Annotated in this window: 19 protein-coding genes; 17 read left to right on the plus strand and 2 right to left on the minus strand. The window is 60.8% G+C overall.

The genetic code is table 11. The annotated features are described in order from the left end of the window. Window positions 1–335: 335 nt before the first annotated feature. Genes nirB through ACYZTY_RS13355 form a run of 3 tightly spaced genes read left to right on the plus strand, consistent with a single transcriptional unit; the run spans window position 336 to window position 3,754 of the window. Window positions 336–2,897, plus strand: a complete 2,562-nt coding sequence (nirB, locus tag ACYZTY_RS13345) for a nitrite reductase large subunit NirB (RefSeq protein WP_461958878.1) — start codon at window positions 336–338, stop codon at window positions 2,895–2,897. After that, window positions 2,897–3,283 carry a nitrite reductase small subunit NirD gene (gene nirD, locus ACYZTY_RS13350; RefSeq protein WP_461958879.1) on the plus strand — a complete coding sequence of 129 codons (387 nt, stop codon included), beginning with the start codon at window positions 2,897–2,899 and terminating at the stop codon, window positions 3,281–3,283. Before nirB ends, nirD begins: the two co-directional genes overlap by 1 nt. A gap of 30 nt (window positions 3,284–3,313) precedes the next feature. Further along, a complete protein-coding gene (locus ACYZTY_RS13355) occupies window positions 3,314–3,754 on the plus strand; it encodes a CBS domain-containing protein (protein ID WP_461958880.1) in 441 nt (146 codons plus the stop codon). 15 nt (window positions 3,755–3,769) lie between these two features. Here ACYZTY_RS13355 and ACYZTY_RS13360 read toward each other — a convergent pair whose 3' ends face one another. Continuing rightward, complete coding sequence (locus tag ACYZTY_RS13360; protein ID WP_461958881.1) at window positions 3,770–4,414, minus strand: MliC family protein; 645 nt, start codon at window positions 4,412–4,414, stop codon at window positions 3,770–3,772. Window positions 4,415–4,719: 305 nt separating this feature from the next. Between ACYZTY_RS13360 and ACYZTY_RS13365 the strand changes: the two genes are divergently transcribed. The 8 genes from ACYZTY_RS13365 (at window position 4,720) to ACYZTY_RS13400 (ending at window position 13,095) form a co-directional block, all read left to right on the plus strand. Continuing rightward, complete coding sequence (locus ACYZTY_RS13365) at window positions 4,720–6,495, plus strand: SulP family inorganic anion transporter (RefSeq protein ID WP_461958882.1); 1,776 nt, start codon at window positions 4,720–4,722, stop codon at window positions 6,493–6,495. Between the two features lie 218 nt (window positions 6,496–6,713). Then, a complete protein-coding gene (locus ACYZTY_RS13370; protein WP_461958883.1) occupies window positions 6,714–7,694 on the plus strand; it encodes a quinone oxidoreductase family protein in 981 nt (326 codons plus the stop codon). Window positions 7,695–7,708: 14 nt separating this feature from the next. Next, window positions 7,709–8,557, plus strand: a complete 849-nt coding sequence (locus ACYZTY_RS13375; RefSeq protein WP_461958884.1) for a TauD/TfdA dioxygenase family protein — start codon at window positions 7,709–7,711, stop codon at window positions 8,555–8,557. Between the two features lie 86 nt (window positions 8,558–8,643). Next, the gene (locus ACYZTY_RS13380; RefSeq protein ID WP_461958885.1) at window positions 8,644–9,696 is read left to right on the plus strand and encodes a beta-keto acid cleavage family enzyme; all 1,053 of its coding nucleotides are present in this window, start codon (window positions 8,644–8,646) and stop codon (window positions 9,694–9,696) included. 90 nt (window positions 9,697–9,786) lie between these two features. Beyond that, on the plus strand, window positions 9,787–11,106 hold the full coding sequence (locus ACYZTY_RS13385; protein WP_461958886.1) for an MFS transporter: 1,320 nt from the start codon (window positions 9,787–9,789) through the stop codon (window positions 11,104–11,106). Next, on the plus strand, window positions 11,103–11,765 hold the full coding sequence (locus ACYZTY_RS13390; RefSeq protein WP_461958887.1) for a DsbA family oxidoreductase: 663 nt from the start codon (window positions 11,103–11,105) through the stop codon (window positions 11,763–11,765). The genes ACYZTY_RS13385 and ACYZTY_RS13390 overlap by 4 nt, the downstream gene beginning before the upstream one ends. Further along, window positions 11,762–12,088: a Rieske (2Fe-2S) protein gene (locus tag ACYZTY_RS13395; protein WP_461958888.1), complete on the plus strand. Its 327-nt coding sequence runs from the start codon at window positions 11,762–11,764 to the stop codon at window positions 12,086–12,088. Before ACYZTY_RS13390 ends, ACYZTY_RS13395 begins: the two co-directional genes overlap by 4 nt. After that, window positions 12,085–13,095, plus strand: coding sequence for a YeiH family protein (locus tag ACYZTY_RS13400; RefSeq protein WP_461958889.1), 1,011 nt, complete (start codon window positions 12,085–12,087; stop codon window positions 13,093–13,095). The genes ACYZTY_RS13395 and ACYZTY_RS13400 overlap by 4 nt, the downstream gene beginning before the upstream one ends. Before the next feature lie 126 nt (window positions 13,096–13,221). On the opposite strand, the gene ACYZTY_RS13405 is transcribed toward ACYZTY_RS13400, so the two are convergent. Then, window positions 13,222–14,271, minus strand: coding sequence for an AraC family transcriptional regulator (locus tag ACYZTY_RS13405; protein WP_461958890.1), 1,050 nt, complete (start codon window positions 14,269–14,271; stop codon window positions 13,222–13,224). Between the two features lie 355 nt (window positions 14,272–14,626). On the opposite strand from ACYZTY_RS13405, the gene ACYZTY_RS13410 reads away from it, so the two are divergent. The 6 genes from ACYZTY_RS13410 (at window position 14,627) to ACYZTY_RS13435 (ending at window position 24,294) form a co-directional block, all read left to right on the plus strand. After that, the gene (locus ACYZTY_RS13410; RefSeq protein WP_461958891.1) at window positions 14,627–15,193 is read left to right on the plus strand and encodes an RBBP9/YdeN family alpha/beta hydrolase; all 567 of its coding nucleotides are present in this window, start codon (window positions 14,627–14,629) and stop codon (window positions 15,191–15,193) included. A gap of 126 nt (window positions 15,194–15,319) precedes the next feature. Beyond that, window positions 15,320–17,332, plus strand: coding sequence for a DUF1302 domain-containing protein (locus ACYZTY_RS13415; RefSeq protein WP_461958892.1), 2,013 nt, complete (start codon window positions 15,320–15,322; stop codon window positions 17,330–17,332). 41 nt (window positions 17,333–17,373) lie between these two features. Next, a complete protein-coding gene (locus tag ACYZTY_RS13420) occupies window positions 17,374–18,732 on the plus strand; it encodes a DUF1329 domain-containing protein (RefSeq protein ID WP_461958893.1) in 1,359 nt (452 codons plus the stop codon). A 149-nt stretch (window positions 18,733–18,881) separates the two neighbouring features. Next, window positions 18,882–19,970: a WD40/YVTN/BNR-like repeat-containing protein gene (locus ACYZTY_RS13425; RefSeq protein ID WP_461958894.1), complete on the plus strand. Its 1,089-nt coding sequence runs from the start codon at window positions 18,882–18,884 to the stop codon at window positions 19,968–19,970. Between the two features lie 15 nt (window positions 19,971–19,985). Then, window positions 19,986–22,505 (plus strand): efflux RND transporter permease subunit, encoded by a 2,520-nt coding sequence (locus ACYZTY_RS13430; RefSeq protein ID WP_461958895.1) that lies wholly within the window; start codon window positions 19,986–19,988, stop codon window positions 22,503–22,505. A 7-nt stretch (window positions 22,506–22,512) separates the two neighbouring features. Next, a complete protein-coding gene (locus ACYZTY_RS13435) occupies window positions 22,513–24,294 on the plus strand; it encodes an acyl-CoA dehydrogenase C-terminal domain-containing protein (RefSeq protein ID WP_461958896.1) in 1,782 nt (593 codons plus the stop codon). The last annotated feature ends 51 nt before the right edge of the window (window positions 24,295–24,345 follow it).

A 24,345-nucleotide genomic window follows, 5' to 3' on the forward strand; every position in this document is an offset into this window, starting at 1 on the left:
TGCACTTTTATAAAGCTTTTGTGCTGCGCCATGCACTAAGCCAAGGCAGAAGCCGCACCGTTCATGCCCTTGAAGCCCCAGAGGAAGCCTTGAAACACTGATATTCAGCGCTTGGCACAATCGCTGCATTACATCGATCAGGCCCACCGTGAACGCAGTCGAGTGGGCAGCCCCCTCGGTCAACGACGATCGATTCGTGGGCAACATCGGTGGGTCAGGCAGAGACGTCTGGTTTCAACACCGCAAAAGAACAGGCAAAGACGCCTGGAACCGCAAGGTTTCAGGCGTTTTTTTTTGCTTTTTGAACCGTGATGGGCTTTAGCCGGGTGCTTCTTATGAATTCCAATGTGGCCGCGTTGAACAAGCTGCAAACGCTGATCGTGATCGGTAATGGCATGGTCGGACACCATTGTGTCGAACAGCTGATCGAGCGCGGCGCCCTTGATCACTATCAGCTGCACGTGTTCAGCGAGGAGCCGATGCGTGCCTACGACCGCGTGCACCTTTCCGAATACTTCACCGGTCGTGATGCCGAGTCGCTCGCCCTGGGTGACGCCTCGCTGTACCAGACGCCTGGCGTCACCTTGCACTTGGGTATGCCGGTCCTGGAAATCGACCGCGCCCGGCGCCAGCTGATCACCGCGCAAGGATGCGTCGCTTACGACAAATTGGTCCTGGCCACCGGGTCCTATCCATTCGTGCCGCCAATCGAAGGCGCCGAGGGCGATTCGCGCCTGGTGTACCGCACCCTTGAAGACCTCGATGCGATTCGTGCTGCTGCGTCCAATGCCCGACGTGGCGTGGTCGTCGGTGGTGGCTTGCTCGGGCTGGAAGCCGCCAACGCCCTGAAAAGCCTCGGCCTGGAAGCCCACGTCGTGGAGTTTGCCCCGCGCCTGATGCCGGTGCAGCTGGACGAGCAGGGCGGTCGTGCGCTCAAGTCGCAGATCGAACGACTCGGCGTTGGTGTGCACCTGTCGCGCGGCACTCAATCGATCAGCGCCGGCGAGGACTATCGCTACCGGATGAATTTCGCCAATGACGAGTTTCTTGAAACCGACCTGATCGTGTTTTCCGCCGGTATTCGCGCCCAAGACACATTGGCCCGCCAGTGTTCGCTGGAAGTCGGCCCGCGTGGCGGCGTCGTGATCGACGACCAATGCCTGAGCAGCGATCCGCACATCTACGCCATCGGCGAGTGTGCTGCGTGGAATGGCAGCATTTTTGGCCTGGTCGCCCCGGGTTACCAGATGGCGCGCGGTGTGGCCGCCCTGCTGTGCAACGAAGTTGCCGAGCCATTCATGGGCGCGGACATGTCGACCAAGCTCAAGCTGCTGGGCGTTGATGTCGGCTCCATCGGTGATGCGCACGGCAGCACCCCGGGCTCGCGCAGTTATCAGTTCATCGACGAAACCACCGCCAGCTACCGCCGGTTGGTGGTGGATGCAACCGGCAAGCAGGTACTCGGCGCGGTGCTGGTCGGTGACAACAGCTATTACGACACGCTGCTGCAATACATGCAGAACGCGATTGCGCTGCCAGCGGAACCCGCCAGCCTGATTCTGCCGTCCTCCGAAGGCGCACCGACCCTCGGCCCGGGCGCGTTGCCCGAGTCGGCCACGGTATGCTCGTGCCACAACGTCACCAAGGGCTCCATTTGCTCGGCCATCGACGGCGGCTGCACCGACCTCGGCCTGCTCAAGTCGCAAACCAAGGCCTGCACCGGTTGCGGCGGTTGTGCCGGGTTGCTCAAGCAAGTGTTCGAGCATGAACTGATTGCCCGTGGTGTCAGCGTCGACAAGAGCCTGTGCGAACACTTCGCCTATACCCGTCAGGAACTCTATGCGCTGGTGCGGGTAGAAAGGGTGATCACCTTCGAAGAATTGCTGACCAAGCATGGCCGTGGCCACACCGGTTGCGACGTGTGCAAACCGGCGGTGGGCTCGATCCTCGCGTCGTGCTGGAACCAGCCGATCATGGACGCCTCACTGGTGCCGCTGCAGGACACCAACGACACCTTCATGGCCAACATGCAGAAAAACGGCACTTACTCGGTGGTGCCGCGCATTCCCGGCGGCGAGATCACCGCCGACAAACTGATCGCCATCGGCGTGGTGGCAAAGAAATACGACCTCTACACCAAAATCACCGGCGGCCAGCGGATAGACCTGTTCGGCGCGCAGTTGCACGAGTTGCCGGACATCTGGGCCGAGCTGATCGAAGCCGGTTTCGAAACTGGACATGCCTACGGCAAATCCACCCGCACGGTGAAGTCCTGTGTCGGCAGCACCTGGTGTCGTTATGGCGTGCAGGACAGCGTGAAAATGGCTTTGGCTATCGAGGATCGCTACAAGGGCCTGCGCTCGCCGCACAAACTCAAATTCGCCGTCTCCGGTTGCACCCGCGAGTGCGCCGAAGCCCAGAGCAAAGACGTCGGCGTAATCGCCACCGAGAAAGGCTGGAACCTTTACATCGCCGGCAACGGCGGCATGCGCCCGCGTCACGCCGAGCTGTTCGCCACCGACCTGGACGATGAAACCCTGATCCGCTACATCGACCGTTTCCTGATGTTCTACATCCGCACCGCCGACAAATTGCAGCGCACTTCGGTCTGGCGCGAAAGCCTGGAGGGCGGCCTCGATTACCTCAAGGACGTGATCATCCACGACAGCCTCGGCCTGGGTGAAGAACTCGAATCGCAGATGCAGTTGGTGGTCAACCGCTACGAATGCGAGTGGGCCAACGCCCTCAAAGACCCGGAAAAACTCAAGCGTTTCCGTACCTTCGTCAACGATAAACGGCCGGACCCGGACATCCACTTTGTCCAGGAGCGCGGCCAACGACGCCCGATCATGGCCGCCGAACTCAACCTTATCCCTGTTACCGAGGAGATTGCCTGATGAGCCAGCCCACTACCCACCGCATCGCTTCCCTGGAAACCACCGACGCCTGGCAAACCGTGTGCGAACAACAGGACCTGGTCAGCAACTCGGGCGTGGTCGTGTGGCTCGACGGCGCGCAAGTGGCGTTGTTCTACCTGCCCGGAGCCGAGGGCAAGACCCTGTACGCCATCGACAACCACGATCCGCAATCCGGGGCGAATGTTATCGGTCGCGGGTTGATCGGCAGCATCAAGGGCGATCTGGTGGTTGCCTCGCCGATCTACAAACAGCATTTCCGACTTGAGGACGGCAGTTGCCTGGAATACCCGCAACAGCGTTTGCGGGTCTGGCCGGTGCGGTTGAACGGCGGGGTGGTGGAAGTCGGAGTGGTTAAAGGTCATTGACGGCATTGCGCCACAGAATCGGAGCCATATATGAAAACAGCCGCACAACTGCTCAAACTCAAGGTCGTGCAAAACCGTCAGGTGCATAGTATCGCGCCGGATGAAATGGTGCTGGAGGCCCTGAAGATCATGGCCGAAAAGAACGTCGGCGCACTTCCCGTCATCGAAAACGGGCAGGTGGTCGGGGTGATCAGCGAGCGCGACTATGCTCGCAAGGTCGTTTTGCAGGGGCGCTCTTCGGTGGGTACGCCGGTGCGCGACATCATGAGCGCACCGGTGGTGACTGCGCCGAGTCAGCAAAGCATCGAACGCTGCATGGCGGTCATGACCGACAGTCATTTGCGTCATTTGCCGGTGGTGGACGATGGCGAACTGATCGGCCTGTTGTCGATTGGCGATCTGGTCAAGGAAGCCATCGTCGAGCAGGCCGATCTGATTCGGCAGCTGGAGCATTACATTCGCGGGCACTGAGTTGCGCCAAAGCCATCAGCCGGTCGGCTCAACCGTACAGCTCATTTCCCGTGAGCCAGGCTTCTGAAACAGCACCGCGCCACCGTCTTGCAAGAAGCTGTAGGTGCCCTGGTTGTCCTTGCCGGTGTATCGGGTTCCATAGTCACTCTGCACCTGAGTCAGGGTGATCGCGGTGTTCGCCCATTTCAGGTAAACGACACCCGGCTGCGTGTTGAAGAAGGTGGCGGCAATCAGCGCGTTTAGCCCTGCGCAACGAAACGCCAGCGGGCCTTCGGTGAGTCGGTCCGGGTCCTTGGTTCGAACGATGGCCGAGCCTTGGCGCAGCTGGTGCGCGCGCTCGGCATAACTGCGGATGATGCACGTCTTTAGTTCCGGCCCAGGGGCACAATCATTGCGGGCATCGATCCAGAACTGCTGGTCGATCATGACTTTGTCCGGGGGCGGAACTGAACGTTCATCCGTAAGCGCCAGGCGATAAAGACGCGTCAGTTCGATATCCATCTGCGTCAGTTGCGGATCGCGACAGATCAGCTTCTCGACGGATGCCTTGGCCTGAGCGCAGTCGATGCTGGGAGGGGACGCTGCATTCGCACAGAGACTCGCCGCCGCGCACAGGCAGGCAGCGAGCAGACAGGTGAAAGGGGCCGTGACCGTTTTCATGCTGGCTTCAACCAGATCATTTCGTGATGCCCGGATTGCCGTGGGACCTATCATCCGTTGCACAGTCATTCGTTTGCATAGGGTGTACGCAGTGTAAGTCAGCGCTCAGAACTTGCCATGTCCGCCTGGCGGCGGATGTCGCTCAACGTCCTATGTCACGCCGCTGACCACTCCGCCCGGAGATGGCTGAATGGCAGGAGGAGGGCACGCAACGTTCTCCCAGCAGCTATGCTTTTTTTACCGATTTCAAGCGCCATTACCTTTCTTCAACCGTCTCAGGCTTATCCGACACGGAGGCCAAACCTATGAACGGTTCCAATAGCTCACCTCCGGAGCCGGGTCGGATTGCTGTGCGAGTGAAGGCGGGCGATCAGACGAGGTGGGGGCGCTGGATGCCGGGGCTCCATGCGCTGCGCGAATACCCATTAGCCTGGTTGCGGCACGACATCGTGGCCGGCCTGGTGCTGACCACTATGCTGGTGCCCGTCGGTATCGCTTACGCGCAAGCTTCGGGCATTCCCGGTATCTATGGGCTCTACGCAACCATCGTCCCGCTCATCGCTTACGCATTGTTCGGGCCGAGCCGGATTCTGGTGCTGGGGCCGGACTCCTCATTGGTTGCCGTTATCCTCGCCGTCGTCCTGCCACTGTCCGGTGGCGATCCGCAGCGTGCTGTGGCACTAGCGGGCATGATGGCGATTGTCTCAGGGACGGTATGCATCCTGGCCGGATTGGCACGTCTCGGCTTCATCACCGAGCTGCTTTCCAAACCGATCCGCTACGGTTACATGAACGGGATAGCGCTGACCGTGTTGATCAGCCAACTGCCCAAGCTCTTCGGTTTTTCCATCGAAACCGACGGACCACTGAGAAACCTGTGGGCAATCGCCACCGCGATCATGGAGGGAAAGACCAACGGGGTGACGTTCATGGTCGGTGCTGCCACTCTGGCGGTCATCCTGCTGCTCAGGGGCTACAAGCGCCTGCCGACCATCCTGATCGCCGTGGCAGGGGCGACCATCGCCGTGGGTGTGCTGGACCTCGCTGCGCGCGCGAACGTATCCGTCCTCGGCGCGCTCCCGCAAGGCTTGCCGGCGTTCGCCATCCCCTGGATCACCACCGCCGATATTGTTCCTGTGCTGGTCGGCGGTTGCGCCGTTGCCCTCATTTCGTTCGCCGACACCAGCGTGCTTTCCCGTGTCTATGCGGCACGGACGCGTACTTATGTCGACCCGAATCAGGAAATGGTAGGGCTTGGCATCGCCAATCTGGCCGCTGGACTCTTTCAGGGCTTCGCTGTTTCCAGCAGTTCTTCACGTACCCCGGTGGCAGAGGCCGCCGGCGCCAGAAGCCAAGTGACCGGAGTCGTCGGCGCCCTGTGTGTCGCCTTGCTGCTGTTGGTGGCGCCGAACCTGCTGCAGCATCTACCGACCAGCGCATTGGCTGCGGTGGTGATCGCATCGGCGATTGGCTTGATCGAGATCAGCGACCTGCGACGAATCTATCGCATGCAACGCTGGGAATTCTGGCTATCGATCGCCTGCACCATTGGCGTGGCCGTTTTCGGCGCGATTCAGGGCATCGGGCTCGCGATTCTGATTGCTGTCATCGAATTTCTATGGGATGGCTGGCGACCGTATTCGGCGGTGCTGGGTCGCGTCGAGGGCATCCGGGGTTACCACGACATCCAGCGTTATCCCCACTCGCGCGTCATTCCCGGGCTGGTTCTGTTTCGCTGGGATGCACCGCTGTTTTTTGCCAACGCCGAGTTGTTCCAGGACCGTGTGCTGAATGCCCTGGCGGCATCGCCGACGCCTGTGAACTGGCTGGTCGTCACGGCGGAACCGGTGACCAGCGTGGACGTGACGTCTGCGGACATGCTGGCCGACTTGGCGGATACCCTAAAGGCAGCGCAGATCAAGCTGTGCATCGCCGAAATGAAGGACCCGGTCAAGGACAAGCTCAAGCGATTCGGCTTGTACGCGCGGCTTGGCGAAGAGGCGTTTTTCCCCACTATAAATGCCGCGGTCAGCCGCTATCTGATGACGTATTCGATGGGTGGGGAGGAGGAAGATTGCTGAGCGATTCAGCCAATCTCGATCGCGTTGAACCAACGAGACAAGCGTGAAAGCACCACCGAGTCAGTCATCCGCCGCAGGCGCGTACAGGACACGCCAGCTGTCATGAAATGAAAAGCCATTGTCGTCTGATGAGAAGCGGCTGGTCAGACGTCGTCCTACAGTCCAATCAGCGCAATTCGACGCAGCTCGACAATAAAGCAGACTGGGGAATAACAAAAATGGCCAAAGCCGTACGCTTCTACGAAACTGGTGGTCCCGACGTACTTCGTTATGAAGAGGTCGAAGTCGGTGATCCCGGTCCAGGCCAGGTACGTCTCAAGCAGGTAGCCGTTGGCCTGAACTATGCCGACACCTACTTTCGCAACGGCACCTACCCGATCCCGATGCCCAACGGCATGGGTGTCGAAGCGTCCGGCGTGGTCCAGGCCATTGGCGAGGGCGTGACCAACGTTCAAGTGGGGGATCGCGTCACCTACACCGGTTTCCTCAATACTCTGGGTGCCTACAGCACCGAGCGCCTGATCCCGGCCGCGCCGCTGATCAAGCTGCCGGAAACCATTAGTTTCGAGACGGCCGCGGCCATGACCATGCGCGGCCTGACCTCGTCGTATCTGATGCGGCGCATTTATGATTTCAAGGCCGGCGACAGCATTCTGCTGCATGCCGCTGCGGGCGGTGTCGGCCTGATCGTTTCGCAATGGGCCAAACTGCTCGGTCTGAACGTCATCGGCACCGTATCCACCGATGTCAAAGGCGAAATTGCCAAGGCCCATGGCTGCGACCATGTCATCAACTACAGCCACGAAGATGTGGCCCAGCGCGTGCGTGAGTTGACGGACGGCGTGGGCGTCAACGTGGTGTTCGACAGTGTCGGCAAAAACACCTTCATGGGTTCGCTGGATTCGCTCAAACGGCGCGGCCTGATGGTCTGCGTCGGCACGGCGTCCGGACCGATCCCGGCCTTCGATCCGGTGATACTGGCGATGAAGGGCTCACTGTTCCTGACCCGTCCTGCGCTGGCTGACTACATTGCCGACCCGGCGGAAAAAGCCGCCCTGGCCGGCGAATTGTTCGACCTCGTCGGCAGCGGCAAGATCAAGATCGAAATCAACCAGCATTACGCCTTGCAAGATGCCGTACAGGCCCATCGCGACCTGGAGTCACGCAAGACCACGGGCTCGTCGATTTTCGTCATTTAAGGGAGTTGTCCGCCATGAAAGTCGAACAATTGACCTGCAACATCGGCGCGGAACTGATCGGCGTGAACCTCGCTGATGCGGTTCACGACGACGGTCTTTTCGCCGAGATTCGTGCTCAGTTGCTCAAGCATCGAGTGGTGTTCCTGCGCGATCAGGACATCACCCGTGCCGAGCACGTGGCCTTCGCCCGTCGCTTCGGCGAACTGGAGGATCATCCGGTCGCCGGCAGCGATCCGGACCATCCGGGCTTGGTGCGTATCTACAAGAACCCGGACCAGCCGATGGACCGCTACGAGAACGCCTGGCACACCGATGCTACCTGGCGCGAGGCGCCGCCGATGGGCTGCGTACTGCGCTGCGTGGAGTGCCCGCCAGTCGGAGGCGACACCATGTGGGCCAACATGGTTGAGGCGTATGCGCAGTTGCCGGATGACGTGAAAGTGAAAATTGCCGACCTGCGCGCCCGCCATAGCATTGAAGCGAGCTTCGGTGCGGCGATGCCGATCGAGAAACGCCTGGCACTCAAGGCGATGTACCCGGATGCCGAGCACCCGGTGGTGCGCACCCACCCGGAAACCGGGGAGAAAGTGCTGTTCGTCAACGCCTTCGCGACCCATTTCAGCAACTACCACACCCCTGACCGGGTGCGCTTCGGACAGGACGCCAACCCGGGTGCCGGCGAGCTGCTGCGTTACCTGATCAGCCAGGCGTACATCCCTGAATACCAGGTGCGCTGGCGCTGGAAGCCGAACAGCATCGCCATCTGGGACAACCGCAGTACCCAGCATTACGCCGTCATGGACTATCCGCCGTGCCATCGCAAGATGGAACGTGCCGGGATCATCGGTGACAAGACGTTCTGACCGACCCCTTCTGCATTCGAACTCGTAAATGCGCCCTCCGGGCAGGTTCCCGGCTGGGTGGAAAACCATAAAAACAGGAGTACCTCATGCAATTTTTTGACGATTCCCTGCACCCGGAAAACATGGAAAAAGTGGTCATCACCGTGGCCCCGTACGGCCCGGAATGGATGCCGGAAGATTTTCCTGAAGACATCCCCCTGACCATGGATGAGCAGGTGCAGAAAGCGGTCGATTGCTATGAAGCCGGGGCCACCGTCCTGCACCTGCATGTACGTGAGCTGGACGGCAAGGGCTCCAAGCGCCTGTCCAAGTTCAACGAACTGATCGCCGGCGTGCGTGAAGCCGTTCCGGACATGATCATCCAGGTCGGCGGTTCGATTTCCTTCGCCCCTGAAAGCGACGGTGAAGCGGCCAAGTGGCTGTCGGACGACACGCGCCACATGCTGGCCGAGCTGACGCCCAAGCCTGATCAGGTGACGGTGGCGATCAACACCACCCAGATGAACATCATGGAACTGCTGTACCCGGAATACCTGGAAGGCACGTCCCTGGCGAACCCGCTTTATCAGGCCGCCTACAGCGAAATGACCGTGCCGGCGGGCCCGGCGTGGGTTGCAGAGCACTTGCGACGCCTGACAGCCGCTGGCGTGCAGCCACATTTTCAGCTGACCGGCATGCACGCCATGGAGACGCTTGAGCGTCTGGTGCGAAAGGGTGTGTACATGGGACCGCTGAACCTGACCTGGATCGGTATCGGTGGCGGTTTCGATGGCCCCAACCCGTTCAACTTCTTCAACTTCATTCACCGCGCGCCGGACGGTTGCACCCTGACCTCCGAGTCGCTACTCAAGAACGTCATGCCGTTTAACACCATGTCGATGGCCATGGGTATGCACCCGCGCGTAGGCAATGAAGACACTATCATTGATCACAAGGGTGACCGTTTCGGCTCCGTGGCGCAGATCAAGCAAACCGTACGCATTGCCCACGAACTGGGTCGTGAAATCGCCAGCGGCAAGGAAGCTCGTGAGATCTACCGCATCGGTGTGCAGTACCAAAGCATCGAAGAAACATTGCTGGCCAACGGCATGGCCCCCAACCGCAAGGCTGGACAGAAAGGCGTGCCACAACGCGGCTGACCGAAGGTGAGAGGGAGGTCGATGGCCTCCCGCTCGCTGACTGGCTACACGCTCGATAACAACAATAAAACAGAGATTCGAGGAGGCTGAATGGCCTTTCACCCAATCGCCGCAGACGATGACGACTGTGCCGTCGCTGTTGCGCGCCCGTATGCCTGGATCGTCTTTGCGCTGACGTTCGGCCTGTTGATCTCCGATTACATGTCGCGCCAGGTGCTCAACGCCGTATTTCCGATGCTCAAGGGCGAGTGGGCCCTGAGTGACGGCCAGTTGGGCCTGCTCAGCGGCATCGTCGCCCTGATGGTGGGCTTGCTGACATTTCCTCTGTCCTTGCTGGCGGACCGTTTCGGTCGGGTCAAGAGCCTGGCGTTGATGGCGCTGCTTTGGAGCATCGCCACATTGGGCTGTGCGCTGGCGCAGGACTATCAGCAGATGTTCATTGCCCGTTTCATGGTCGGAGTCGGTGAAGCCGCATACGGCAGCGTCGGCATCGCCGTGGTGATTTCAGTGTTTCCCAAACACCTGCGGGCGACGCTGGCCAGCGCCTTCATGGCGGGCGGCATGTTCGGTTCGGTTTTGGGCATGGCGTTGGGCGGGGCAATCGCCGCCAAGTTGGGCTGGCGCTGGTCGTTTGCCGGCATGTCGCTGTTCGGCCTGCTGCTGGCGGTGCTTTATCCGATCATCGTCAAGGAAGCACGCATCGCTCCCAAACGCGTCGCGGACAAGGCGGTTGCGACGGTCAAGCGTCCGTTGCGCACGTTGTGGTCCAGCCCTTCAGTGATTGCCACCTACGTGGGTAGTGGGCTGCAATTGTTTGTCGGTGGCACCGTGATTGTGTGGATGCCCAGTTACCTCAATCGTTATTACGACATGGCGACGGACAAGGCGGGCGGTGTCGCGGCGATCATTGTGCTGTGCAGCGGTGCGGGGATGATCCTGTGCGGCATGCTCAGTGACCGGCTATGTCGCCAGTCGCCGGAGCGCAAGGTCGCCCTGGCCATTGCCTATTGTCTGGGCAGTTGCGTGCTGCTGTCGGCGGCGTTCGCGCTCACGGCAGGGCCTTTGCAACTGGCTCTGATTTGCCTGGGCATGCTGATCGCCGCCGGCACCACGGGCCCCGCCGGGGCGATGGTTGCCAATTTGACCCATTACTCGGTCCATGGCACGGCCTTCGCCACGCTGACATTGGCCAACAACATGCTGGGACTGGCGCCGGGGCCGTTCATCACAGGAAGGGTGTCGGACCTCATCGGCCTGCATGCCGCTTTCCAACTGGTGCCGCTGGTCAGTATCGCGGCGGCGGCCGTGTTCTTTTACGCCAAGTGTCACTACCACAAAGATATTGCCCGTCTTCAGGGTCAGCGCGTGCCTGACACCGTCAGTCAAGCCGGGTTAGAGGTGAAGTTGTGAGTCGTCGTTTAGATATTGATGTTTTTTTTGATTTTATCTGCCCCTGGTGCCTGATCGGCAAACGCCAACTGGAGCATGCAAAGGTACAGTTTCGCAGTCGCCATCCGGATGTGCAGATCACTACGGTGTGGCATGGCGTGCAGTTGTTGCCTCAGTTGCCGGTACAAGGTGAGCCCTTCGCCGATTTCTACCGCAAGCGCCTGGGCAATGCCGACGCCATGACCATGCGTCAGGCCCAGGTACAACAGGCTGCCGCGGCGGTTGGACTGACCATCGACCTCAGCCAGATCGAGACGATGCCCAACACCGCAGACGCCCATCGCCTGTTCGAGCGAGTCAGCGAACTGGGCAATGCTGCCCAGCGTGAAATGTTGCTCGAACGGCTGTTCGCCGCTTATTTCCGCAAACGCGAAAACCTTGGATGCCGCGAGACCTTGCTTGCGATTGCCCGCTCCTGCGGCGTCGATGCCGACGCACTACTCGATTGCCTGACGGGCGACGCCACGCCATTTGCAGGATCCCCCAACGCGACCAGTGGCGTGCCGAGTTTCCAGTTCGATCGCCGCATGACGGTGATCGGTGCACAGCCGGCGCAGGCGCTGCTCGGGGCCATGCACGAAGCACTCAAGGAAAGTCAGCGCGAGCGGCAACCGGCATGACCCGGCGCATTCCCGTACCTGCCGGCAAACACCCGCAGGCCGGTGGCCGTGCGCTGTTCGAGTTCGAAGACAAAAGCCTGGCGTTGTTCAACGTCGACGGGCACCTGTTCGCGATCGACGACAGTTGCCCCCACCAGGGCGCCTCGCTGTGTGGCGGGCGTCTTGAGGGGCGGGTGATTCAATGTTGCGCCCATGGTTTGCGTTTCGATCTGCACAGCGGCTACCTGCTCAATTCCAGGCAGGTCAAAGTCAACAACTACCCGGTCGAGATCATCAACGGCCAGGCGTTCATCGTCATTGTTCCCGAGGAGTCCGCGCCATGAGCGCCATCGCTCTTACCCGTATCCATAGCCGCACGCGCGAATTGGCCCCGGGGTTTATCGTCAGTCTGATCGTGGCGGCCGCCGCGTCGTTTTTGTCCGAGCACTACGGTGCCCCAGTCATGTTGTTTGCTTTGTTGCTGGGCATGGCGCTGAATTTTTTGGCCGGTGATGGCCCTTGCAAGGCCGGCATCGAATTTACCGCACGCAGTGTGTTGCGCATCGGCGTGGCACTGCTGGGCATGCGCATTACCCTTGAACAAATGGCTGCGCTGGGCTGGAAACCCGTTGCCCTGGTGGTGATTCTGGTGGTGGTGACCATCGGCGTGTCGGTGGTCGCGGCCAAGGCGCTGGGGTTCCAGCGTCTGTTCGGCATGCTCACCGGTGGCGCAACGGCGATTTGCGGTGCATCGGCGGCCCTGGCGCTGGCGGCGGCACTGCCCAACCATCCGCAAAAAGAACGCGCCACGCTGTTCACGGTGATCGGGGTGTCGGCGCTGTCGACCCTGGCGATGATCCTGTATCCGATGATCGCCAACTGGCTGTCGTTGTCGCCCCGGGTGGCCGGCGTGTTCCTCGGGGCCACCATCCACGATGTCGCCCAGGTCGTCGGCGCCGGATACAGCATGTCGACCGAGACCGGCGACACGGCCACGGTGGTCAAGTTGATGCGCGTGGCCATGTTGCTGCCGGTGATCGTCACCGCGGCCATGATCACCCGAATGCAGGGCGCCGACCCCACCGGCAAGCGGCCGCCGCTGTTGCCGTGGTTCGCCGTCGGCTTTCTGATGCTGGCCTGTATCAACAGCACCGGGTGGGTGGCGCCAGTCGTGCAGAGTTCGGTCAATGAGTTGTCGCGTTGGTGCCTGGTGGTGTCGATCAGCGCCCTGGGCATGAAAACCCAGCTCAAGGAGCTGGCGTCAGTGGGTATCAAACCGATTCTATTGATGGTGGGAGAGACGATCTTCCTCGTCGTACTGGTGCTGTTGTTGCTGCACTGGGGGGCTTGAATGGCAGGGCCTTGTTACGTTTACTCCTAGCGTAACGAGGCTTCCGACCGGTGTCACAAACACCGGTTCTTTGCGGCGACTGCACCAGCAGCCGCCGTTTTTTTTGTTGAAGGTACTTGTGGGTGTTCAGGAGTCGGCGGGGTCGGGCAGGGTGGTCGGCGGGGTCGGTGCCTTTGGCTGTTTTTGCGCGGCGCGCCAGACGGCGGGCGGCATGCCGAACTGGGTGATGAACCAGCGCGTGAAGGAGCTGGCCATCGAGTAGCCGAGCATGTCGGCGATACGGCCCAGCGAGTAATTCGGGTTTTCCAGGTAGCGCAACACCAGGTCGCGGCGCACGTCGTTGATCAGGTCGTTGAAGGCGCAGCCATCGTCCTTGAGCCGGCGCTGAAGGGTTCGAACGTTCATGCCCTGGCTTTGGGCAATCTGCTCGATGGTGGCGCGGCCCATGGGCAACAGCAGGTAAATGGCTTTACGCACCTCGAACAGCATTGACGAGCCTTCGTGACTCTGCAACGAGTCGAGGTAACTCTGGGCGTAGCGCGCCATGGCCGGATCGGCATGGGGGTTGGTCATGTCGAGGCTGGCGTTGGAACAGACAATGCCATTGAACTCGCTGCCGAACTCCAGCGTGCAGCCGAACAGGCGACGGTGCAGTTGCAGGTTGTCGGGGGGCTGATGAGTGAAATTGACGCTGTACGGATGCCAGTGTGAACCGAGCAGGGCCGCGCACAGCCGGAACATCACGCCGATCGCCAGCTCATTGGCTTGCCGGCTGGGCATGGGGCTCTCGGTGACCACCTCTTCGCGAATGATCACCATCTTGCCAGCCTCTTCAATGAAGATGGCCAGCGAATCGTTCATCAGGTGCCGGTAGTTCACCACCACCTGCAAAGCCTCACGCAGCGTGCGCTGATGGCTGAGCAGCAGGCTGACCACGCCGAAGTCTGAAAGCTGGCGCGACTCGGCCATGCCCAGGCCGAAGGTCTGGCAACCGCTGGCGGCCGCCGAGTCTTCCAGCAGCCGCACGGCGGAATCAATAGGGATCCGGTGTTCAGGAGCTTGCAGCTGGGCCTTGCTCAAGCCGACGGCTGCCAGTACATCTCGCGGGTTGAACGACAGGTACTGAGTGACCTCCAGGTAGTTGGTCAAGACAGCGGCGCGAACGAGCTTGGTCATGCGAAGGACCTTCCTGGGCCAGTTGCGGTGGAAATCAGCGTGGCGACTATATCCAGCACTTCGTCACTTGAACAGTTGCGATGTCATCGACGACGGCGCGCCTGCGCAGCCCGCAAACATCATATTCAAACGCGTCAGTCGGCCTGCATCCATTGATTACAGCGGCCTGCAACGGACCTGTGGGATTTTTTGACCAGCGGTCGTGCACCGTCCAGCACCCCCCAACGTGTCATCAAAAGAAAAGTGCATGACGTCCAATGAAAAGCGCTTGGGGTGGGCGCTCTTTAATGTCAGTCCTACAAGAAAGCGCTGACCACAGAGTCAGTCGAGTCACCGTGAAAGCGAAGGTGTTGACGTGGACAAACTGCAAACTGCCGCAACCATTCTGATCGTACCGGGCCTGCGCGAGCACGTTGCCGAGCATTGGCAAACGTTGCTTGAAGCCAGACTGTGCAAAGTGTGCAGTGTGCCGCCGCTTCAGACCGACAAGCTCGACTGCGGCAAGCGGGTCGAGGCGATCCAGCACGAACTGTCGCAGATCGATGGCCCGGTGATTCTGGTGGCTCACAGTGCCGGCGTGTTGATGGTCGCGCACTGGGCAGCAACGCACAGCCATCCAATCAAAGGCGCGCTGCTGGCTGCGCCGCCGGACCTCGATGCCCAGTGGCCGCAAGGCTACCCGTCTGCCGAGTCCCTGCGCACCAATGGTTGGGATCCTCTGCCGACTGGCCCGCTGCCATTTCGCAGCCTGGTGGTCGGCAGCACCAACGATCATCTCGCCAGCCTTGACGCTGTGACGCGCATGGCAGACGGCTGGGGTAGCGAACTGCTCAATCTGGGCGAAGTTGGCCATCTCAATCCGGCAGCAGGTTATGGACATTGGCCGCAAGCCGAAGCCCTGATTCAAGAGCTGGATCGCTAGTTCAGGCGTCGGCTGGCGCAAGCCTGCCGGCATTTACCCTCATTCCTGAAACGCAAACCCCTGGAACAAGGGCGTGCGTGAGGGAAGCTGCGCTTAAAACAAATACAAAAAGGCGGAGACAACGCAATGCACAACACCAAGCGTCACGGGTTCGCACCATCGTCTTACAGCGTGTTGGCGATGGCCATTCTGGCTGCAAGCATGCCAGTCGCCCAGGCGATAGAGCTCGACACCGGCAACCCGGACTGGACCGCGCGTCTGGATAACACCGTCAAGTACAACTACGGTGTGCGCACTGAAAGCGCCGACAAGCGCCTGTTGGGAACACCGAACAACAACGACGGTGACTACAACTTTCGCAGGTCCGGCACCAACATCACCAACCGTGTCGACCTGTTGACCGAGATGGATGTGGTCTACCAGAACCACATGGGTTTTCGTGTCAGCGCCGCCAGTTGGTACGACAAGGCGTATGAGAACACCGGTTCGAATTCCAACCCGTTCGTCAACGGCAACGATGCACGCTCGGGCCTGGTTGCCAACGATCCGCGTCTTGCCGGCGTCACCGGTGACAACGTGGGCAATGGCAGCCCGCACTTGAGCAACTACGCCCAGCGTTACTACACCGGTCCTTCCGGCGAAATTCTTGATGCCTTCGTGTTCTACAGCACCGAAGTGGGCGAGGAGTCGTTGCTGAGCGTCAAGGCTGGCCAGCACAACGTGTTCTGGGGCGAGACCCTTCTCAATCCGGTGCACTCGGTCAGCTACGGCCAGTCCGGCCTCGACCTGGCCAAACTCGCCGCGTCGCCGGGTACTGAAGCCAAAGAGCTGTTCGTCCCGCGTAACCAGCTGTCGATGTCGTTCACCATCAATCCCGAACTGACAGTGGGAGCCCAGTATTTCCTCGACTGGGATGCCGCCCGACTGCCGGAAGCCGGCACCTACTATGGCGGTTCCGACCTCGTCGGTTTCGGTGCGCAGTCGTTCCTGCTCGGCAACACCAACTCCGTGGTTCCAGGCAGCCCGCTGGGCTGTGGTCTGGCGCCGTGCAATGGTTTGACCAACGTGCGTCGGGGGCATGACCTGACGCCGGACAAACGCGGCGACTGGGGCGTCATGGCCAAGTGGTCGCCTGCCTGGCTGGACGGCACCCTCGGCGTTTACTACCGCAACACGTCGGAAATCCTGCCGCAAGCCTGGCTGAACGCCACCGGACTGACGTCGGCCAACCCGAACGGAACGCGTCCGGCCGGGCAAGTGCCTGCTGTCGTCAACACGCTCAACTCGCTGGGCACCAGCACTTATCAACTGGCGTATGCGGACAACATTCACATCGTCGGCTTGAGCCTTTCCAAAGATGTCGGTGGTGTGAGCGTGGGGTCGGACCTGAACATACGTCACAACATGCCGCTGGCGAGTATTCCGGCGATTGTCAGCTCGACGAGCCCACTGGGATTGGGCGCCGGCCTGGGACTGTTGCCGGCGCGCACGGCCGCCACTGGCGTGATCTATGACACCCCGGAAAAGGGCGACAGCATGGGCGCCACCGGTGACACGTTGCACTGGACGCTCAACGGCCTGATGACCCTGCCGAAAACCCCGGTGTTCGATTCGGCGACCCTGCTGGCCGAGCTGTATTACAGCAACTTGCTCAAGCTCGATAGCAAGAACGAGGCACTCTACAAAGGCAAGGACACCTATCGCGGTATCGACGCGCCGACCCGGGACAACTGGGGCCTCGCGATCAACTTCACACCGACCTGGTATCAGGTGTTCCCCGGCGTCGATCTCAACGCGCCGATGTCCGTCAACGTCGGTCTCGACGGCGTGTCACCGGTCTCCGGTGGCGGTGCCAAAGACACGGGCAACTATGCCGTGGGCATCGGTGCCGTTGTGTACAACAAGTACTTCGTCGATCTGAAGTACGTGGACGCTTTCGGCAAAACCGACAAGTGCAACGTCAGCGGTTCGAGCACTGGCGCGGCCAACGCCAGCAGCGGTGACGGTTCCACACCCAACGCGTTCAGCGGTAATGAAAACTACGCGTGTTACGCCGGTGGTTACTCAGCATTTTCAGGTGGCGGCGCGACCACGGCGGACCGTGGCGCTGTTTACCTGACGATGAAAACCACCTTTTGATTCACCACTGGCTTGCTCAGCGCAAGCAGGAGAATAACAAGATGAAATTCATGCACACCGTGTTGGCCGCATCACTGGCCATGGCCATCGCCGCCCAGGCACAGGCCGCTGTATCCGAAGGCGAAGCCGCAAAGCTGGGCAGCAGCCTGACGCTGGTCGGCGCTGAAAAAGCCGGGAACGCCGATGGCTCGATTCCCGCCTACACCGGCGGCCTGACCACGCCACCAGCTTCGTTCAAGGCCGGTGACAGCATGCGCCCGGACCCTTTCGCCGACGAGAAACCTCTGTTGGTGATCGACGGCAAGAACGTCGACCAATACAAGGGCGCGCTGACCGCGACCACGGTAGAACTGGCCAAGCGTTTCCCCAGCTTCCATGTCAACGTCTACCCGACTCATCGCACCGTCACACTGCCCAAGGCCGTGCTGGACAACGGGGTAAAAAATGCCACTGGCGCCAAGTCTCTCGAAGGCGGGCTGGCCATCGACAACGTACTGCCTGGCGTGCCATTTCCGATCCCGCAGTCTGGCAATGAAGCGATGTGGAACTTCCTGCTGCGTTATCAGGGCGTCAACATCAGTTCCAAGTACGACTCCTGGAACGTCGACTCCGCTGGCGTGCCGAGCCTGGCGATCACCGGACAGGCGAACATCTCCTATCCGATCTATGAAAACCTGACACAGCCGATCCGCAGCGACGATGTGTACTACCAGATGAAGCTGTCCTACACCGGCCCTGCACGTCGGGCCGGCGAAGCGGTGATGCTCAAAGACGCCGCCAACCCACTGCAGCAACCGCGCCGCGCCTGGCAATACCTGCCTGGCCAGCGCCGGGTCAAGCTGGCGCCGAACCTGGCCTACGACACGCCTAACCCTGGCACCGCCGGCGCGGGCACCTACGACGATGTTTTTGTGTTCAACGGTGCGCTGGACCGCTATGACTGGAAGCTGGTGGGCAAGCAGGAAATGATCGTGCCCTACAACACCTACAAGTTGACCTACGCCCAGGATCCGAAGTCGCTGACCACGGCCAATCACCTGGCACCGGATTACGTGCGTTGGGAAAAACACCGCGTGTGGGTGGTCGAGGGCAACCTCAAGGCCGGCGCCCGTCACATTTACCAGAAGCGCCGCTTCTACCTGGACGAAGACAGCTGGACCGCTGTGGCCTCCGACCAGTACGACGCCCGTGGTCAGCTGTACCGTGGCTCTTTCGCCTTCCTCAGCCAGAGCTACGACAAGCAGGTCCCGGACTCCACGCCGTTCATGATCTACGACCTGGTCGGCGGCTCGTACAACATCAACGGTGTCGTAGGGCCTTACGGCGGCATCAAGTACATCGATCCGCTTTCCAAGGCGCAATGGTCGGCGGAATCCCTGGCCGGTAGCGGGATTCGCTAAACAAACCGAGAAAATCGTCCGTTCGGTCCGCCGCTGCAAGGCTGCGTGACCGCACAACGGTCGGCGCATGCCGATCGTTGCGGGTGCGGGGTTTGAACGTCGGGCACACGGATGTGTGTTCTGGCGCGTTTTTCCGAAGAGGACGCGGTATGTGCTTGTACAAAAATTACCTGCAGCTGGCGCTTGGCGCACTGCTTGCGATGTTGCAGGGCCTGGGTCACGCATCCACTTACGTCGACGTGCTGGATCTGCCGGCCAAGGCCAGTGCCCTGGCGATCAGCAGCCCGTTATCCGGGTTGGCCCGCGCAGGCGACCGCCTGATCGCCGTCGGCCAGCGTGGCCATATTGTCTTTTCCGACGATAGCGCCAAGCACTGGCAACAGGCTGCGGTGCCGGTCAGCGCTGATCTCAATGCCGTGACTTTTCCTTCAGCCACAGACGGCTGGGCGGTGGGTGGCGACGGCGTGGTGTTGCACAGCAATGACGCCGGCATGACCTGGCGAAAGCAGCTGGACGGTCGTGAAATCGGTGCCTTGCTGGTCAAGCATTACCAAGCGTTGGCCAGTGCCGAACCCGACAACCAGCAATGGCCGGTTTTGGTCGCCGAAGGCGAACGCCTGGCGGAGCAGGGCGCCGACAAACCCTTACTCGATGTCTGGTTTGCCAACGATCGCGTCGGCTATGTGGTCGGGGTGTTCAACTTGATCCTGCGCACCGAGGATGGCGGCCAGAGTTGGACGCCTCTCCAGGATCGCACCGACAACCCGCAGAACTTTCACCTCAACGCCATCGCTTCAACCGGCGACGCGCTGTACATCGCCGGAGAGCAGGGCCTGTTGCTTAAGTGGGATGACATCGGGCAACGCTTCGCCGCCGTGCAGACACCCTATCAAGGGAGCTTTTTTGGCGTTCTCGGCAAGCCCGGCGAAGTGCTGGTCTACGGCCTGCGCGGCAATGTGCTGCGCAGTACGGATGGCGGCCAAAGCTGGGCAGCACTGGACAGCGGCCTGCACGTCAGCATCACCGCCGGCATCATCGATGCTCAGGGCAATTACCGCTTGTTTACCCAGGGCGGACAGAGGCTGGTCAGCCAGGGCAGCGGCGCGCAAATGCGCTTCATGCAGCAAATCGAACCGGCACCGGTCACGGGCGTCGCGCGCTCCACCGACGGTGCGCTGGTGGTGGTTGGCAGCCGTGGTGTGCGGACTTTGTCCGTGAACAAGTCCCCGAACCTTTAGAGCGAGAACCCAGACATGGGCAATATCAAACAAGATGCCATGCCGGTGATCCGCGATCTGCGGGACTTTGACCGCCAATCCGGCAACCTGCTGGAACGGCTGGTGTTCAACTACCGGCCGCTGTTCATGCTGCTGATGGCGCTGGCTACCGTGGTGTTGGGCTACATGGCCGCGACGCGCCTGGAGCTGCGCCCAAGCTTCGAAAAAATGATTCCGCAGAGTCAGCCGTACATCAAGAATTTCCTGGAAAACCGCCAGTCGTTGCGCGGTTTGGGTAACTCGGTGCGGGTGGTGGTCGAGAACACCCAGGGCGATATCTTCGACCCCGGTTACCTGGACGTGCTCAAACAGGTCAACGACCGTTTGTTCCTCACCGAAGGCGTCGACCGTGCGTGGATGAAGTCGCTGTGGAGCCCGGCGGTGCGCTGGACAGAAGTCACCGAAGAGGGTTTCCAGGGTGGCCCGGTGATGCCCGATACCTATCAGGGCAAGCCGGAAGAAATCGAACAGTTGCGCCAGAACATCTCCCGCGCCGGCATCGTCGGCAGTCTGGTGGCCAGCGACTTCAAGTCGAGCATGCTGATCGTGCCGTTGCTGGACAAGGCCACGGCCAGCGGCAAGCGCATCGACTACCACGCCTTTTCGCAGGTGCTCGAAGAGCAATTGCGCGACCAGATCGAATTCGCCGGTGACAGCGCCGCGCGCAAGTCAGGGGAGGAGGGCAAGGGCCAGTACAAGGTCCGAGTGATCGGTTTCGCCAAATTGATGGGTGACCTGATCGACGGCTTGATCCAGGTGATGATGTTTTTCGGCCTGGCCGTGGTCACTTCGCTGGTCATTATTTACGCCTACACCCGTTGTGTGCGCAGCACTTTGCTGGTGGTCGGCTGCTCGCTGATCGCCGTGGTCTGGCAGCTCGGCATCGTCGCCTGGCTGGGTTATGCCATCGATCCGTATTCGGTGCTGGTGCCGTTCCTGATCTTTGCCATCGGTGTGTCCCACGCGGCGCAGAAAATGAACGGGATCATGCAGGACATCGCCCGTGGCACCCACAAGCTGATTGCCGCCCGCTATACCTTTCGCCGCCTGTTCATTGCCGGGGTCACCGCGCTGTTGGCCGACGCCGTCGGGTTCGCGGTACTGATGCTGATCGACATCCCGGTGATCCGCGACCTGGCCATTACCGCCAGTATCGGTGTGGCGGTATTGATTTTCACCTCGCTGTTGTTGATGCCGGTCGCGTTGTCTTACGTCGGTGTCGGTGCCAAGGCGGCCGAACGCGCACTGAAAATCGATTCCCGCGCCGATGTGCACAAGGGCTTCGGCAAACTGTGGGACTTTCTCGACCGCTTCACCACGGCCAAGTGGGCCACGGGCGCCGTGCTGGTCGCGGTATTGATGGGCGTTGGCGGCTTCATGGTCAGCCTGCAATTGAAGATTGGCGACCTGGAAAGCGGTGCGCCAGAGCTGCGCGCCGATTCTCGCTATAACCGTGACAACGCCTACATCACCAGCCATTACGCACTGTCCAGCGACCTGTTCGCGGTGATGATCAAGACCGCACCGGAAGGCTGCCTGAACTACAAGACGCTGATCCTCGCCGATCGTCTGGCCTGGGAACTGCAACAGAGCCCGGGGGTGCAAGCGACGGCGTCGCTGGTCAATGCGGTGCGCCAGATCACGGCCGGGTCCTACGAAGGTAATCCCAAGCTCAACAGCATCCAGCGCAACCAGGACGTCCTGAACTACGCCGCGCAACAGGCCTCGGTCAATTCCCCGGAGCTGTTCAACACCGATTGTTCGCTGATGCCGGTGATTACCTTCCTCAAGGATCACAAGGCCGAGACCCTGGATGCTGTGGTGGAAATCGCCGAACGATTCGCCCGTGAGAACAACAGCGATGAGCGCCAGTTCCTGTTGGCGGCCGGGTCGGCGGGGATCGAGGCAGCGACCAACATTGTGGTGCGCGAGGCCAATCACACCATGCTGTTTTACGTCTATGCGGCGGTCACGTTGTTCTGCCTGATCACGTTCCGCAGCTGGCGTGCCACGCTGGTCGCCCTGTTGCCCTTGGTCCTGACATCGATCCTCTGCGAGGCACTGATGGTCGCCATGGGTATCGGGGTGAAGGTCGCGACCCTGCCCGTGATCGCACTGGGGGTGGGGATCGGCGTCGACTACGCCTTATACCTGCTCAGCGTGCAGCTGCATTACCAGCGCCAGGGATTGCCGTTGACTCAGGCCTACCGCAACGCCGTGTCGTTTACCGGTCGGGTGGTGGGATTGGTCGGCATCACCCTGGCGGCAGGCGTGGTGTGCTGGGTCTGGTCGCCGATCAAGTTCCAGGCCGACATGGGCATCCTGCTGACCTTCATGTTCCTGTGGAACATGCTGGGCGCGCTGATTCTGATCCCGGCCCTTTCTTACTTTCTGCTGCGCGAGCGGTCATCCGAACGTGGGCCTGTCACGGCACCCGACAACTTCGAAACCACTGAACGTCCCGGCATGCCCCATGCCCTGACGACTTCCGAGTAAGCCAACTATGTCTGATTACAAAGCTCCCCTGCGCGACATGCGCTTCGTACTCAACGAGGTTTTCCAGGTGTCCCGGCTGTGGGCCAAAATGCCCGGCCTTGTCGAAGTGATTGATGACGAAACCGCCGCCGCCATCCTGGAGGAGGCCGGCAAGTTCAGTGATGAAGTCATCGCCCCCTTGAATCGCGTCAGCGATGAACAGGGCTGCACCTGGAGCAACGGCTCGGTCACCGCCCCCGACGGTTTTGCCGAGGCCTATCAAGCCTTCGCCGAAGGTGGTTGGGTGGGGGTGGGCGGCGATCCGCAGTTCGGTGGCATGGGCATGCCCAAGGTCATCGGCGCGCAGGTCGAAGAGATGGTCAACGCGGCCAGTCTGTCGTTTGGGTTGTACCCGATGCTGACGGCTGGCGCCTGTCTGGCAATCAACGCCCACGCCAGCGAAGAACTGAAAGCCAAGTACTTGCCAAAAATGTACGCCGGCAGCTGGACCGGTTCGATGTGCCTGACCGAAGCCCACGCTGGCACCGACCTCGGCCTGATTCGCACACGTGCCGAGCCACAGGCCGACAGCAGTTACAAAATCAGTGGCAGCAAGATTTTCATCACCGGCGGCGAGCACGATCTGACCGAGAACATCATCCATCTGGTACTGGCACGACTGCCAGATGCGCCATCCGGGCCGAGAGGTATTTCGCTATTCCTGGTGCCGAAAGTGCTGATCAATGCCGACGGTTCGCTGGGCGAAAACAACGCATTGTCGTGCGGCTCCATCGAACACAAGATGGGGATCAAGGCCTCCGCCACCTGCGTGATGAACTTTGACGGCGCCACCGGCTGGATTGTCGGCGCACCGGACAAAGGCCTGGCGGCGATGTTTACGATGATGAACTACGAGCGTCTTGGCGTCGGTATCCAGGGCCTGGCCCAAGGCGAGCGCTCGTACCAGAACGCTGTCGCGTACGCTCTTGACCGCCTCCAAAGCCGTGCGCCAACGGGTGCGCAGCACAAGGACAAAACCGCCGACCCGATCATTGCTCACCCGGACGTTCGGCGTATGTTGCTGACCATGAAAGCACTGAACGAGGGCGGCCGCGCGTTTTCCAGCTATGTCGCGCTGCAACTGGATACCGCCAAGTACAGCGAGGATGCGACCCGACGCAGTCGTGCCCAGGACCTGGTGGCACTGCTGACCCCGGTAGCCAAGGCTTTCCTCACCGACATGGGCCTGGAAAGCACCTTGCACGGCCAAATGATCTTCGGCGGACACGGTTATATTCGCGAGTGGGGCCAGGAGCAATTGGTGCGTGATGTGCGCATCACCCAGATCTACGAAGGCACCAACGGTATCCAGTCGCTGGACTTGGTCGGGCGCAAGATTGTCGCCAGCAACGGGGCGTTGTACCGGCTGTTCGCGTCGGAGATCCGTCACTTCACCGCCAATGCCTGCGCTGACCTCGGCGAGTTCACCAGGCCGTTGAATACGGCCGTGGACACCCTCGATGAGCTCACTGAGTGGCTGCTTGATAGAGCGCGGAACAACCCGAATGAAATCGGTGCGGCCTCGGTCGAATACCTGCATGTCTTTGGCTACACCGCGTATGCCTACCTCTGGGCGCGTATGGCCAAGGCCTCCATGAGCACGCACTCGACGGATGATTTTTACGCAAGCAAATTGGCGACCGCGCGTTTTTACTTCGCCCGTCTGCTACCGCGCATTCACTCGTTGAGCGCCTCGGCCAAGGCAGGCAGCGAGTGCCTTTATGCGTTGCAAGCCGAGCAGTTCAAGTAACTCATCCGGGAGGGGAGTCGAGCTGAAGTGCGCCAGCGGGCCTCGCCGACC

The sequence above is a fragment of the Pseudomonas sp. LB1P83 genome (assembly GCF_054897885.1).